This is a genomic window from Pseudomonas sp. S3_A09 (genome assembly GCF_054668065.1).
The window spans coordinates 4,684,435-4,698,162 of the sequence record NZ_CP162752.1 but is presented as its reverse complement, the minus strand read 5'-3'; the positions used below and the strand labels follow the sequence as shown (position 1 = coordinate 4,698,162).

The following is a 13,728-nucleotide window of genomic DNA, read 5'->3' as shown; positions in this document are numbered from 1 at the left end:
GAACCCCTCATGCGAGGTAACCTTATGTCCGCACAACAGAAGAAACACCCCTTCGACTTCAAAACCCAATACGGACTCGGCTTCAACCCTCAGGACGATGAGATCGTTGTCGACTTCTTCTGTGGTGGTGGCGGCGCCGGCACCGGTCTGGAAATGGGCCTGGGCCGCGCGGTGAACGTGGCGAAGAATCACAGCCCGCAAGCGATCAGCATGCACACCGTGAACCACCCGGGAGCGAAGCACTTCACCACCGACGTGTTCGAGGGTGATCCGGACACCGAGTGCGGCGGTAAGGCCGTGGGCTGGTTCCACATGTCGCCGGACTGCACCCATCACAGCCAGGCGGCCGGCGGGCAGCCGCGCAAGCGCGAGATCCGCAACCTGTCGTGGATCGGCCTCAAGTGGGGAGGAAAGAAGCGGCCCCGGGTAATCAGCTTGGAGAACGTGAAACAGATCCTGCAATGGGGCCGACTGATCGCCAAGCGCGACAAGGCCACCGGGCGAGTGGTGAAGCTGGACGGCAATATAGCGGCACCTGGCGAGGTCGTGCCGGTGGGCCAGCAGTTCCTTATTCCCGATCCAAAGCAGCGCGGCTGCACCTGGCGCCGTTTCGTAGCCCTGCTGGAAGGCATGGGCTATGTCGTTGAATGGAAGGTGATCAAGGCGTGCGACTTCGGCGCGCCCACCAGCCGGGAACGCCTGTTCATGATCGCCCGGTGCGACGGCCAGCCAATCGTGTGGCCAGAGCCGACCCACGCCAAAAACCCCACGAAAGGCCAGCAGAAGTGGAAAACAGCCGCTGACTGCATCGACTTCAACGACCTAGGCAAAAGCATTTTCGGTCGCAAAAAAGACCTGGCCCCGGCCACATTGCGGCGCGTTGCTAAGGGCATGAAGAAGTTCGTCATCGATAGCGCGGCGCCATTCATTGTGCCGATCGCCAACTGGTCCGGCGAGGCAGTGCAGTCAGCCGACGAGCCGCTGCGCACCGTCACTTCCTACCCGAAGGGCGGCGCCTTCTCGGTGGTCAGCCCAATCATCGGGCCGGCCACGCACCAGGGCAGCGACCGAATCAACGACCCGCTCGACCCGTTGCCGACGGTGACCTGCGCCAATCGCGGCGAGCTGACGCTGATCAGCCCCACACTGATTCAGTCGGGGTACGGCGAGCGGCCTGGCCAGGTGCCGCGAGTGCCTGGTCTGGATCAACCACTGGGCACCGTGGTCGCTGGCGGCGTGAAGCACGCTCTCGCAGCCGCGCACCTGGTGAAGTTCCGATTCAACGATGCGGGCAAGGCGCTGGACGAGCCTCTGCCGACCATCACCAGCGGCGGTAACTATCAGCGCCCGGCCGGTGCCGCTCACGCTATGGGCATCTCCACGGTGTTCATGGCCCAGATGAATGGCGGCTTCAACACCACCGACGCCAAGAGCATCGAAGACCCGATGACCACGGTCACAAACACCGGCAGCCAGCAGCAACTAGTGGCGGCGAACCTAGTGCACCTGCGCGGCAACTGCGATGCACGGGACGTGAACGACCCGCTACACACCGTAAGCGCCAGCGGCCAGCACCACGGGCTGGTCAGCGCATTCATGGAGCGGGCATTCGGCGGCAGCGTGGGCCAAGGCCTGGAAGAGCCGGCGCCGACCATCACCGCCGGTGGTGGGGGCAAGAGCTCACTGGTGTCGCTCACTCTCTCGCCAGAGCACGAAGCCGGCGCCCTCCGGGTCGCTGCCTTCCTGATCAGCTACTACGGCACCGAGAACGTCAGCGCTTGCGATGCGCCTTCACCGACCATCACTACCAAGGACCGGCTCGCCCTGGTCACGGTGATGGTTCAAGGCACACCCTACGTGATCGTCGACATCTGCCTACGGATGCTCAAGCCAGCGGAGCTATACAAGGCCCAGGGCTTCCCGGCCGACTACATCATCAGCCATGGTGCCGACGGTAAGCCGTTCACCAAAACCCAGCAAGTGCACATGTGCGGCAATAGCGTCAGCCCCCCGCCGATGGCTGCGCTGGCACGGGCCAACGACCCGTGGCGCACTGAGCAACGCCAAGCACGCGCCGCGTAACTCTCCCCACTCCATCGCCCGGGCATGGCCCGGCATAGGACGCACATGCCCAGTGCAATCGATTTGTTCGCTGGCCTCGGCGAATTTAGCAACGGCTATAGATTACTTGTCCGCCGGTAGGCTAAGGTCTTTTTTCGCTTGCCCCCATGCTTTTTCAATTTGGTCCACTATTAAATTTTCAAGGCGGCTTAGCTCATCTCTGAGATCTGACGAGGAAAACTCACCCATCACGAATGAATTAATATCAACCAATACCTTAGATGACAGGCTATTGATTTCTTTTGCCAATTCACTTTTAGTGCCGACATAAAACTTTATTTTAATTTGGAGAAAGAGCGCATCTCGCTTCTTAGACATTATCACTGCGATATCTTCTGAAGAAAACTCTTCTTGGTCTAGCATATTTATAACTATCGCTACACACTGGAGAAATTCAGCCGAAGCGACTCGAAGCTGCTCCATCCACACGTTCCGGAGCGACGCTGCGTTGGCTCGTATTTGGTTCTTCTGGACTTTATATGTAAAGAAACCAATTACCAAACTTGACAAAATAGATGCAACACCAATGAGCATAACACCGAGATCTGGCTCGCTGACTATTTCAATTTTCGGCGGAATCTCCAGCCCACTTAAAGTTACTGCCTTACTTTGTTCATGCTGGATAAATCCTGCATATTTACTTCCTTCAGCATCAAGTTCAAACCAACTCATAAGTACTCCCCCAAAACGGTCAAATTTACCCCATAGACTTCCCGATGCCCATAGAAAACATCCGCAAGGTAGTCACCGATTCTCTGGTCAGGATGATCTCCGCCGTAACATCGACGACCCCGCCGGCGAACGAGTCGCTGCACGATTTCATTCAAGGCCCGATTGACCGTGCGGTTGAGCGGACCAGCGCCGCGGTTGCACCAGGCGTGACGGCCGCGTGCTCTCGCATCAACCGTGTCTAATTGGCCGGGCCGATGACTGGCTTCGAAGACTTCAACTTCCCGCGTTCAACGCCATGGCCGCCCGACTCCGCGCTCGGGGCTTCGTCGTCGAGAACCCAGTAGACCAAGCCATCGTCGAGGGCGCGCAGTGGGCCGACTACATGGCCTACGACCTCACGCGCCTGGAACTGTGCGGTGTGATCGCCCTGTTGCCGGACTGGGAGCGGTCACAGGGTGCGCGACTGGAAGTCCTAATCGCCGAACGCCTCGGCATGACGGTTGTGAATGCCCATGATCTCGTAACGAGGGAGAATGCCGCAGTACCAACATTTTTCAAGCTGATGTAAAAAGTACAGCTGCCATTTCAGAAATTCACTGGATTCCGACCAACACATGCAGATCATTCGTACTGGAACAGTTTTGACAGGCGAATACGCCGGTTGGACGATAGAAATTCAGGATGACCGCGCTGGTGAAACCGGAGGTTATTACCTGTTCCTGGTCAAGAACGAATCAAATGGTTTCGATTCTTGGTTTGAAATCATAGAGCAGCTGCAGCAACAAATTTCAGAACTCGACGTTCGCTGGAATTAGCGCCTCACTCTTTCGTTCCCCCCTCCCCCTCCCATTTCAAAGTCAGCCGCTATAGCGGCAAGGACGAAGTCATGCCTGAAGAAATTGCAATCCACCTCAATCGCGCGGCGCGAGATGTGGTCGTCGAACGTCAGCGCCAAGTTTCAGCCGAAGGCTATTCGCTGTACCGCGACGATCTTTACGTGAATGGCGAACTTGCCGAAGCCGGCGCGACCTACGCAAGTCTTGCGGGAAAGCCGACCACGCGCAGTACGGCATGGCCCTGGAAGCAGGAGACGTGCAAACCAAGCGCTGATCGGCGTCGTGACATGGTCAAGGCAGCGGCCCTACTCTTGGCAGAGATTGAGCGCTTGGATCGAATCGGCCTGATAAATCACCGACTGGTGCGGCGGGACGAAAACGGAATGTTCCAGCACCCCGACATGCCTAACTTTGAAGAGGGTGACGACGACAAGTGCAAAGCATGGATCACTGAGCAGGGCCTGAAAGTTCAGATGGTGAGCCTTGAATATGCAGACGAAGCGATTGCCGACCGCTACTTCGAATCCAACGACCCTGATTGCAGCTACTGGGAGCCCGAGCGCCCGGATGGTGAAGGCTGGTTCTGCCTGGCCATCCATGACACCGACGACGGTCCGGTCTGTTGGTGGGCGCGCCGCGAGGTAACGCCATGATCGCCACCCTCTGGTTCGCCTACGTCTTCATCTACAAGGGGCCGAGGCCATGAGTGAGTACCAGATCTACCTCGGCGACTGCTTGGAGGTCATGAAGCAGTCACCAGACGCCAGCGTCGACATGGTGCGCAATCGCCTTAGGGCTATTCTCCGCGATATTGATGGGTAACCAGATCTTTTGGGCACATACCCTGTGCGAGGCAATACACAAAGGGGGCAACTACATGAACACCACCATTCTTAAGGATTGAAGGTGGAGGCGCGGGCGCAGGGGATGCAGCCGAAATCAATTCCTTTGCCTCCGGAACAAAAAATTCTGACCCTGAGTAGCTGATGACTTTCTGGTGCGACAGGTTGCCTCGAGCATCGACGATGAACTCGACTGCAACTGTGCCCTCCAGCCCATTGAGGCGAGCTTGTTCTGGGTAGTGCTTGAACCTAGAGATATGGATAAGCAACTGATATTCCCATAAACGTTGCTCTGCAAGTTGTTGAGGGCTTGGGCCGCTAACGCAGGCACAAAGCAGTAAAGCAATCACAATCCAGCTGTACTTCATGAACGCATTTCCTTTGGCGTTTCCATCCGAGAATCAAGGCTTAAGAAAGGGACATCGCGAGTCCAGCATTACGATTGAGGTTGCTCGAAAACATCCGCGTTAACGAGGCAGCCCCCCACGCACTATCCTTCTCGCTCTCCTTTAAGAATCCTTCTCATTAAACCATAGATCCCTGCCGGTGAGCGGCGGGCGAGGTATTCGTATGTCCGACTTTCAAACGGAAACCATGCCCGTAGCGCGCAAGCAGCACCAATGCTGCGAATGCTACGGCCCGATCCAACCTGGCCAGCAGTACCAGCTCATCAGCGATGCTGGGAGGGCGACATGGCCACCTTCAAAACTTGCTCGTCCTGCGTAGCCGCACGCTCCTGGGCAACCGCCCAGCCTGAATGGGGTGGGGATGGCGAGCACCTCTACTACTTCGGCCAGCTGGAAGAAGACCTCTCGTACCTGGCGCCAGAGATTCGTGCCGGGGACGGCCGACGCTTCAAAGCGTACCGCTTGCAGCTGCATATCACGCGGCGGCGCATGGCTGCATCAGAAGCCCGAAAAGCGGCGTAATCCTAAACCACCTTCTGCCGCCCAGTGCGGCAAGGACACCCGCAACCAATCATTCCACCCGGCAACGGCGTGGCGAGGTATTCCTATGACTACTGCAGAAAATATTGATCGCTTCCTGCGCCTCGGTGAGGTGCTTCGTACTACCGGCCTCGGTCGGAATACAGTTTATCGGCGGATCAGGGAGGGCACATTCCCAAAACAGGTTAGAATAGGCCCCAATTCGGTCGCCTGGCGCCAATCGGCAATTGCTGAATGGATGACCTCAACAACGCCCAGCAACGACCAATCAGTACATTGATCAGTACACCAAAAGCTGACAATCGCACAGAGCCCTTTAAAACCCTGCCCTACAGGTCATACCGTGGAAATCTTCAAGGAATTTACATTCGAATCCGCCCACCGCCTGCCCCACGTACCGGAAGGCCATAAATGCGGGCGCCTGCATGGGCATTCGTTCAAGGTGGCGATCCACCTGAGCGGCGACCTGGATCCCCATACCGGCTGGATTCGCGACTTCTCGGAGATCAAGGCGATTTTCAAGCCGCTTTATGAACGCCTCGACCACAACTACCTCAACGACATCCCTGGCCTGGAAAACCCGACCAGCGAAGTGCTCGCCAAGTGGATCTGGAATGAGTTGAAACCTCTGCTGCCTGAGCTCAGTGCGATTCGCATCCACGAGACCTGCACCAGCGGCTGCATCTATCGCGGCGAGTAATCGACTGCGTCCATAAAAACCACCTTCGGGTGGTTTTTTTGCGCCTGGCATTTATCCATGTAAAGCGACCTTGACACCCCAATGGCCTACACTTAATGTAAAGCACCCTTTACTTACGGAGATGACTATGTCGGTCAAACGCTTCTTGGTGGAATTCGCGGTGACAATGCTGGCGTATATGCTGTGCGTGGTGGTTTCCAGCGCCTACATGTCGTCCATGCCCAACGGCGCCGCCCGAGTTGCCCTGGCTTTGCTGCCGGTCATTCCGATGATCGCGATGGCAATTGCGATCATCCGCCGGCTCAACGCCATGGATGAAATAGGCCGCAAGATCCAGTTGGACGCACTGGCCGTGGCCTTTGTGTGCACGGCCCTGACGACCTTCAGTTACGGCTTCCTGGAAACCGCTGGCTTCCCACGGTTGTCGGCCTTTATGGTGTGGCCGATCATGGGCGGCGTCTGGTGCGTCGCCACGATCATCGGCACAAGGCGCTACCAATGAACAACCTGATGCGCCAGTTGCGCTCGGGACTGGGTTGGTCCCAGGCCGACCTCGCCGAACGCCTGGGTGTGTCACGCCAAACCGTCAACGCCATCGAGACCGGCCGCTACGATCCGAGCTTGCCCTTGGCGTTCAAGATCGCCAAGGTGTTCGAACGACCTATCGAAGACATCTTCGAAGCGCCGGCAGACTGATCGACTGTCCAGAGGAGCCCGCTGCAATTTTGCCGAACACCAGGCGCTGGATGCCGGCTTCGCGGCCATTCGTCTATACACCAACGCAGCCATGCACGAGAACATCACGCTGTACACCCGTCGTGGCTGTATCGAGACCCACCGGGCCGAAAAACATGGCCTGCGGCGGGTGTACATGACCAAGAAACTCCGGGAGTAACCCATGGAAAACACCTGGCTGGCCCAGGCCAAACGCTTGCAGGCGTTGGCGTCCACAGGGCTGCACTTTTGTACCGATGATTTCGAGCGCGAGCGCCTGGAAGAAATTGCCGAGATTGCCCACAGCATGCTCGCGCAGCTGGGCAATGTGCCCTTGGAGCGCATCACCGGGCTGGTCACGGATTTTGCCCAACGCTACTCGACGCCGATGATCGACGTGCGCGGGGCGGTCATCCAAGACGATCGAATTCTGTTGGTACGGGAGTTGACCGATGGCTGCTGGGCGTTGCCGGGAGGTTATGCGGATATCGGTTTGTCGGCGGCGGAAAATATCGTCAAGGAGATTCGCGAGGAAGCCGGGCTGACGGTGACGGCGCGCGCCCTATACAGCGTGACGCACAAGGCCAAGGGCTTGTATCGGCCGGATGTGCGCGACTTCTATAAGCTGTACTTCCTCTGTGAACCGGTAGATCAGTCGGCTCCGATGGCAGGGTTCGAGACCACCGAAGTGGGCTTTTTCCGGCTGAATGACCTGCCGCCACTGTCTCGTGGGCGCACCATCGAAAGTGATCTGGAGGCTGCATTTGCCTTCCACCGTGGCGAGATCACCCAGACGCTGTTCGACTGATCCAATTTGTATCACGGCTGCACCGCTTTCGTGCCCGATTGGGCACGCCGAACACTCTTTCCCGCGCTCCTTCCCGTTTTGGCTATAAATACTGTGCACAGTGCACAAACCCTACCGTGCGTGTGTCACTGCTGCCCGATGTGGCACGCGCGGTGCAATAGGCCTGCGTCACTCATTCAGGAGCAAGGCACATGACGCAGCAAGAACCGGGCAACGATTACCCCCTCAGCGAAGTCCCGATGCATGCGCGCAAGGGCCTGGCGTCTACTGCCATGGTGCTGCTGGGTTTTACCTTTTTTACCGCGACCATGTTTGCCGGCGGCAAGCTGGGAGTGGCGTTCAGCTTTACCGACATGCTCGGCGTCGTCGCCCTGGGTAACCTGCTGCTGGGTATCTACGCCGCAGGCCTGGGTTACATCGCCTTCAAGAGTGGGCTGAATTCGGTGCTGATGGGACGCTTCTGCTTCGGCGAAATGGGCAGCAAGCTCAGCGACTTGATCCTCGGCTTCACCCAGATCGGCTGGTACGCCTGGGGCACCGCCACTGCCGCCGTGGTGCTGGGCAAATATTTCGAGCTGGGCCAGGGCAGCGTACTGGCGTTGATGGTGCTGTTCGGCCTGGTGTTCTGCGCCACGGCCTACGTTGGTTATCGCGGGCTGGAAATCCTGTCCTACATCGCGGTGCCGGCCATGGGCATCCTGCTGTTTCTGTCGATGTGGGTCGCCACGGTCAAAGTCGGCGGGCTGGATGGGCTGCTGGCGGTGGTGCCGAGCGGTGAGCTGGACCTGTCCACCGCGATCACCCTGGTGTTCGGCACCTTTGTCAGCGGCGCGACCCAGGCCACCAACTGGACGCGTTTTTCGCGCTCGGCCAAAGTGGCGGTACTGGCGAGCCTGATCGGCTTCTTCATCGGCAATGGATTGATGGTGCTGATTGGCGCCTACGGTGCCATCGTCTATCAGCAACCGGACGTGGTTGAAGTGTTGCTGCTGCAAGGCTTTGCCATGGCGGCGATGGCCATGTTGCTGCTCAATATCTGGAGCACCCAGGACAACACGATCTACAACTTCGCTGTGGCCGGCTGCAACCTGTTGCGCACCAAACGCCGCAAGACAGTCACCCTGGCCGGCGCCGTGATCGGCACCCTGCTGGCGTTGCTCGGCATGTACGACATGCTGGTGCCTTACCTGATTCTGCTGGGCACGGTGATCCCACCGATTGGTGGGGTGATCATGGCGGACTTCTTCTATCGCTATCGCGGCCGCTACCCGCGCCTGGCGGATGCGCGCCTGCCGGCATTCAACTGGCCGGGGCTGGCGGCCTATGGCGTTGGCACCGTGCTGGCGTTCAATTCGCCCTGGGTCGCGCCGTTGGTGGGTATCGTTGCAGCGTCGCTGACCTACATCGTGCTCACCGCCGTCCTACGCGTGCGTGCGCCTCTGGCTGATGCCCAGGCATGAGCTTGACCATTGCCGATGTACTGGCGCTGCCGGGCCTGGAATCCATGCGCCTGCGCGCTGGCGAGACCGGGTTGGATAACGGTGTGCGCTGGCCTTATGTGGCAGAAAACAGCGGGATTGCGGAATGGGTGCTCGGTGGCGAGCTCGTGTTCGTCACCGGGATCAATCACCCGCGCGACGAAACCAACCTGCTGCAATTGCTTGAGGAAGCCTGCGAGCGTCAAGTGGCTGGCTTGGTAGTGCTGACCGGGCCTGCGTATATCCAGGCGATTCCCCAGCGTTTACTCGATGCCGCCGAAGCCGCCGGCATGCCGTTGATCGAACAGCCCTACTCGCTGAAAATGGTGCTGGTAACCCAGGCCATTGGTTCGGCGCTGATCCAGTCCGAACAACTGGGGCGCTCGCGGCATGATGTGCTTGAGCGCTTGCTGACCGGCGACTACCAATCCCTGGAACTGTTGCTGCACCGGGCCACGCAATTGGGCATGCCATTGGCCGGGTATTGGCAAGTGGTGCAACTGCAGTTGGAAGGCAACGAGTTGCTGTTTGCCCAGGGTGATGCGGCTTCGGTGGAAGCGCAACTGGCGCGACAACACGACGTTATCAGCCGTCGACTGCGGCAATTCTCGGCCGGTTTGCCGGTGCAGGGACGAGCCGGCCAATGGACAGTCCTGCTGCCCGCGCCGGATGCCGTGGCGGCGTTGACCAACCGCCAACAGCTAGCCCATTGGCTTAATCCGCTGAATCTACGCTTGGCGCCGCTCAAACTGTTTATCGGCCTCAGCGCCGCAGCGCACCCACCGGCACACCTGGCCCAGGCGCAGGATGAAGCCCGCCAGGCACTGGCGGCTGCGCGGCGCTTCAGTGAGCGTGCCGGGCTGTGCGTGTACGACGAATTGGGCGTGCTCAAGCTGCTCAGCGGCGTGCGTGATCGCGCCCTCCTCGATCAATTCCTGAATGAACGCCTCGGCCCATTGCTGCGCCACGACTTGCACCATGGCCCCAGCCTGATGCCCACCCTGGAAGCCTGGTTCCATGAGAATGGTAACCTTGTGGCCGCCGCCCAGCGGCTGGCCGTGCACCGCAATACATTAACGCACCGTGTCCAGCGCATCGAAGCCCTGTGCGGGCTGACGCTGGATAACGCTTATGATCGCCTGGACATCGGTATAGCGCTGATGATCTGGCGACTGTCTGCCTGATTGTTTTTAGCCAAGAGGAACTTGCCCATGCACATCATCAACGCCCGCCTGCGCAACCGTGAAGGCCTGCATGATCTGCACCTGGAACATGGCCGGATCGCCAGCATCACGCCACAAACGACAGCGCCCGTACTGGCATCTGGTGACCTGGACGCCGCCGGCAACCTGGTGATTCCACCCTTCGTTGAACCGCATATCCACCTGGACGCCACCCTGACGGCCGGCGAGCCCCGCTGGAACATGAGCGGCACCCTGTTCGAAGGCATCGAGTGCTGGGGCGAGCGCAAAGCCACCATCACCCAGGAAGACACCAAGACCCGCGCCAAGAAGACGATCCAGGCCCTCGCCGCCCACGGTATCCAACACGTGCGCACCCACGTCGACGTCACCGATCCGGACCTCACCGCGCTCAAGGCGATGCTGCAAGTGCGCGAAGAGAGCAAGCACCTGATCGACCTGCAAATCGTCGCCTTCCCCCAGGAAGGCATCGAGTCGTACCGCAACGGCCGCGAACTGATGGAAGAAGCCATCCGCCTGGGGGCCGACGTAATCGGCGGTATCCCTCACTTTGAATACACCCGCGACCAGGGCGTGAGTTCGGTGAAGTTCCTGATGGACCTGGCCGAACGTACCGGCTGCCTGGTGGACGTGCACTGCGACGAAACCGACGACCCCCATTCACGTTTTCTCGAAGTGCTGGCCGAAGAAGCCCGCAGCCGCGATATGGGTGCCCGCGTCACCGCCAGCCACACCACGGCCATGGGCTCCTACGACAATGCCTACTGCGCCAAACTCTTCCGCCTGCTGGGGCATTCGGGGATCAGCTTCGTCTCTTGCCCCACCGAAAGTATCCACCTGCAAGGACGCTTCGACAGCTTCCCGAAACGCCGTGGCGTCACCCGGGTCAATGAACTGCTGGAGGCCGGCATGAACGTGTGTTTCGGCCAGGATTCCATCGTCGACCCTTGGTACCCCTTGGGCAACGGCAACATCCTGCGGGTGCTGGAGGCCGGTTTGCATATCTGCCACATGCTCGGCTACCGCAACCTGCAAAGCGCCCTCGACCTGGTGACCGACAACAGTGCCAAGGCCATGGCCCTGGGTGACCGCTACGGTCTGGAACCCGGACGGCCCGCCAACCTGCTGATCCTTTCGGCGGACAGCGACTATGAGGTCATCCGCAGTCAGGGCTTGCCGCTGTACTCGATCCGCAACGGCAAGGTGCTGATGCGGCGTCAGCCGGCGCAGGTTGAGTTTGTGTAAAACCGGGTTCAGACAATCGAGTCGATATCCAGCGTTTGCACCCTCCCCCATTCGTGATGCTGCGCGGGGGGAATGCTGGCGACTTGCGACGGCTCACGGTTTTCACGGTGGCTGAACCAGCGCTTGAGGCTGGGTTGCACGTTGGCGCTATGGGCTTGACTGCCGTAGACATCACGGGCTTCCAGGCGGCGCCAGCGCAGAGTCGCAAGGCGCTCACGGCTGGTGTGCAAGCGGTCGATCTCGGTATTCAGGGCTTCGTTGTGTTCATAGCCTCGGTCGTTGGCAGACCTTAGGCGGGCCAGTTCCCGGCGCTTGTTGCGCAGTTGTTGGCGCATGGTCTCCAGGGCCAGGTCGAGCAGCTCGAACTCGCTTGGCGTGACCAGTGGGCCGTTGCTTTCCTGGGTTTGCTGCCAGCGACGTAGCGTTGCCCACGCCGCCGGAATGTAGCTGGCAGTCATGAAGTGCTGGTTGGCCTGGAACAGCTGTCTCAGCAGGTTATCCCGCTCGGGCATGTCGCCACGCAGTTGCAAGGTTCGGTTGCAACCGGCCTCTTGGATGGATTCACAACCGGGTTTCCACAACACCGAAGACTGTGTGCCATCCGGCAGCATGATCGGCATGAAATGGTGCTGTTCGCCGTGGTGTTGGTAAGGGTTTGCGCCAAAACGCACCAACCCGGCGGCGAACAGCAGGCCGCCCGGTGCAGGGGCGCTGAACAGTGTGACGGCGCCTGGGATCCAGAGTTTGGCGGTGGTGTTCATCCAAGGGGCCGGGACGCTGGGGACGGGATCGTTGTGGTTGACGATACGGTGGTGGACCAGGGTTGAAGCACCTTGGGTGAATTCAGAGTCGGCGGCGCGGGGGGCGCCGTAGGTGTAGAGGAGGATGTTGTAGTTGCACTCCGGAGCCCTGCGCAGACCTTCTGCGAGGAGTAAAGCGATTGCGCCGCCCAGGCTGTGGCCGCAGATGATAATTCGTTGGCCGGTATGGAATTGGTCGAGGTAGTGCAATACGAAATCGCGCACTGCCCGGTAAGCCTGATAAAAACCTTGGTGGGCCTTGCCGACTCCTTCCGTGTAAGGGACCTGATGAGCGTTTGCATCTCGCATCCCGTCCGCACCACTGGCGGTACCACGCACCGCGATCAGGATTACTTCATCGTGATGGGTAATAAACGCCTGAGTATCCGTACCAAGCGCTTCATCATCGAAAAAGTGCACATTCGCTGGATGTTCCTGCTTTTCCTGCAGCTCCGGTTGGTTTTGTGGGTATAGCTCTGGATCGAAGGGCAAAATCTCAAAACGCTGGGAGTAAGGGACCTCTTCGTAAAGGGGGAAAAAACGGTCGACTTGTTCTGCATCAAATCGCCAGGCCTCATGGAAACCCGAAAGCTCTTCGGCAAATAGATGCCCGATGCTGGGATCAAGGGGAAAGCGAACGTGGTCGTGGGGCTTTTCAGGTGGCACTTGGCCGAAGTTGCAATAACTCAAGGTGGCCATCAATGCCAACTGATAAAGGTTCAAGGCGCAGAAACCGTCGTCGGTTGAAAGCATCGGGCGAAAGGCCCTGAGTGGTCGAACTTCCAGAGCGGTGTGGTTGTTGGGAAACAACACGACTCCTACCAAGTTTGATTGAGGTGGTCCAAATCCCAGCTCACCCATCATGTTCAACGCGTGTCGCAGGGGTTGATGACTCCGCTGCGCAACCGGTGGCAAATGGGCGACATGGCGGACCAAATCACGCACTTCCACTTGATAGAACCGGTTGGCCTTGTGCTGAGCAGGATTACTGTCGAGGCGCTGGCCATCAGAGGCGGCAAACCGAGTCTGTTCAGCCCGAACTTGAAGCTCGGTGATAGGAAGTTTGTAGGTGGGGCGCAACATCAGTTGTAGATAGGGGGGCTCTGTTCCTGAATACAGATCGTCGAGAACAAGTACCACAGGCCCACAGAAAATATTGTCTAGCTTGGCAAACCCTTCTCCATTCAGCCTGCCTTTGTACTCCTGCCCTGCACTATCGTGGACGGTGTATGGCAGTCCCCCATACGCCGCTCCCACGCCCAGTTCGTCGACCAGGCAAAAGCTCACCCAATGCCCGCGCAGTGAACAGGCTGGCTTGCTATCACTGAAAAAAGATTGCTTCCATGCATCCTGCTTCATGACC

General features: G+C 58.9%; 16 protein-coding genes and 1 pseudogene. 14 read left to right on the top strand and 3 right to left on the bottom strand.

All coding sequences use genetic code 11. From position 1 onward, the window contains the following. The first annotated feature begins 24 nt into the window (after positions 1–24). Positions 25–2,082 carry a DNA cytosine methyltransferase gene (locus AB4N92_RS21980; RefSeq protein ID WP_460128163.1) on the top strand — a complete coding sequence of 686 codons (2,058 nt, stop codon included), beginning with the start codon at positions 25–27 and terminating at the stop codon, positions 2,080–2,082. A 102-nt stretch (positions 2,083–2,184) separates the two neighbouring features. On the opposite strand, the gene AB4N92_RS21975 is transcribed toward AB4N92_RS21980, so the two are convergent. Beyond that, positions 2,185–2,793, bottom strand: a complete 609-nt coding sequence (locus AB4N92_RS21975; RefSeq protein WP_460128162.1) for a hypothetical protein — start codon at positions 2,791–2,793, stop codon at positions 2,185–2,187. Positions 2,794–3,088: 295 nt separating this feature from the next. On the opposite strand from AB4N92_RS21975, the gene AB4N92_RS21970 reads away from it, so the two are divergent. From AB4N92_RS21970 to AB4N92_RS21960, 3 genes are all read left to right on the top strand, one after another. After that, positions 3,089–3,361 carry a DUF4406 domain-containing protein gene (locus tag AB4N92_RS21970; protein WP_460128160.1) on the top strand — a complete coding sequence of 91 codons (273 nt, stop codon included), beginning with the start codon at positions 3,089–3,091 and terminating at the stop codon, positions 3,359–3,361. Positions 3,362–3,407: 46 nt separating this feature from the next. Then, positions 3,408–3,608 (top strand): hypothetical protein, encoded by a 201-nt coding sequence (locus AB4N92_RS21965; protein ID WP_198730232.1) that lies wholly within the window; start codon positions 3,408–3,410, stop codon positions 3,606–3,608. Positions 3,609–4,012: 404 nt separating this feature from the next. Further along, a complete protein-coding gene (locus tag AB4N92_RS21960) occupies positions 4,013–4,282 on the top strand; it encodes a hypothetical protein (protein ID WP_198730236.1) in 270 nt (89 codons plus the stop codon). 143 nt (positions 4,283–4,425) lie between these two features. Here AB4N92_RS21960 and AB4N92_RS21955 read toward each other — a convergent pair whose 3' ends face one another. Further along, positions 4,426–4,839, bottom strand: coding sequence for a TonB family protein (locus AB4N92_RS21955; protein WP_010211484.1), 414 nt, complete (start codon positions 4,837–4,839; stop codon positions 4,426–4,428). 324 nt (positions 4,840–5,163) lie between these two features. Here AB4N92_RS21955 and AB4N92_RS21950 point away from each other — a divergent pair, with 324 nt between their 5' ends. The 10 genes and pseudogenes from AB4N92_RS21950 (at position 5,164) to codA (ending at position 11,565) form a co-directional block, all read left to right on the top strand. Further along, positions 5,164–5,400, top strand: a complete 237-nt coding sequence (locus AB4N92_RS21950; protein ID WP_460128157.1) for a hypothetical protein — start codon at positions 5,164–5,166, stop codon at positions 5,398–5,400. An 85-nt stretch (positions 5,401–5,485) separates the two neighbouring features. Continuing rightward, positions 5,486–5,698 carry a helix-turn-helix transcriptional regulator gene (locus AB4N92_RS21945; RefSeq protein ID WP_010211488.1) on the top strand — a complete coding sequence of 71 codons (213 nt, stop codon included), beginning with the start codon at positions 5,486–5,488 and terminating at the stop codon, positions 5,696–5,698. Positions 5,699–5,761: 63 nt separating this feature from the next. Next, positions 5,762–6,118: a 6-carboxytetrahydropterin synthase QueD gene (queD, locus tag AB4N92_RS21940; protein WP_003190259.1), complete on the top strand. Its 357-nt coding sequence runs from the start codon at positions 5,762–5,764 to the stop codon at positions 6,116–6,118. 127 nt (positions 6,119–6,245) lie between these two features. Further along, entirely contained in the window at positions 6,246–6,620 is a 375-nt protein-coding gene (locus AB4N92_RS21935) for a hypothetical protein (RefSeq protein WP_010211492.1), read from the top strand. Next, the gene (locus tag AB4N92_RS21930; RefSeq protein ID WP_010211493.1) at positions 6,617–6,814 is read left to right on the top strand and encodes a helix-turn-helix transcriptional regulator; all 198 of its coding nucleotides are present in this window, start codon (positions 6,617–6,619) and stop codon (positions 6,812–6,814) included. Before AB4N92_RS21935 ends, AB4N92_RS21930 begins: the two co-directional genes overlap by 4 nt. A 25-nt stretch (positions 6,815–6,839) precedes the next feature. Then, positions 6,840–7,013, top strand: a pseudogene (locus tag AB4N92_RS21925) (N-acetyltransferase); the annotation flags it as partial. Positions 7,014–7,016: 3 nt separating this feature from the next. After that, entirely contained in the window at positions 7,017–7,640 is a 624-nt protein-coding gene (locus AB4N92_RS21920; protein ID WP_010211495.1) for an NUDIX hydrolase, read from the top strand. A gap of 191 nt (positions 7,641–7,831) precedes the next feature. Further along, positions 7,832–9,100: a cytosine permease gene (gene codB / locus AB4N92_RS21915; protein ID WP_010211496.1), complete on the top strand. Its 1,269-nt coding sequence runs from the start codon at positions 7,832–7,834 to the stop codon at positions 9,098–9,100. Next, positions 9,097–10,302 (top strand): PucR family transcriptional regulator, encoded by a 1,206-nt coding sequence (locus AB4N92_RS21910; RefSeq protein ID WP_198832164.1) that lies wholly within the window; start codon positions 9,097–9,099, stop codon positions 10,300–10,302. The genes codB and AB4N92_RS21910 overlap by 4 nt, the downstream gene beginning before the upstream one ends. 27 nt (positions 10,303–10,329) lie before the next feature. Continuing rightward, on the top strand, positions 10,330–11,565 hold the full coding sequence (gene codA / locus AB4N92_RS21905) for a cytosine deaminase (protein WP_010211502.1): 1,236 nt from the start codon (positions 10,330–10,332) through the stop codon (positions 11,563–11,565). An 8-nt stretch (positions 11,566–11,573) separates the two neighbouring features. Here codA and AB4N92_RS21900 read toward each other — a convergent pair whose 3' ends face one another. Continuing rightward, on the bottom strand, positions 11,574–13,724 hold the full coding sequence (locus AB4N92_RS21900) for a lipase family protein (RefSeq protein ID WP_021492048.1): 2,151 nt from the start codon (positions 13,722–13,724) through the stop codon (positions 11,574–11,576). Between the last annotated feature and the right edge of the window lie 4 nt (positions 13,725–13,728).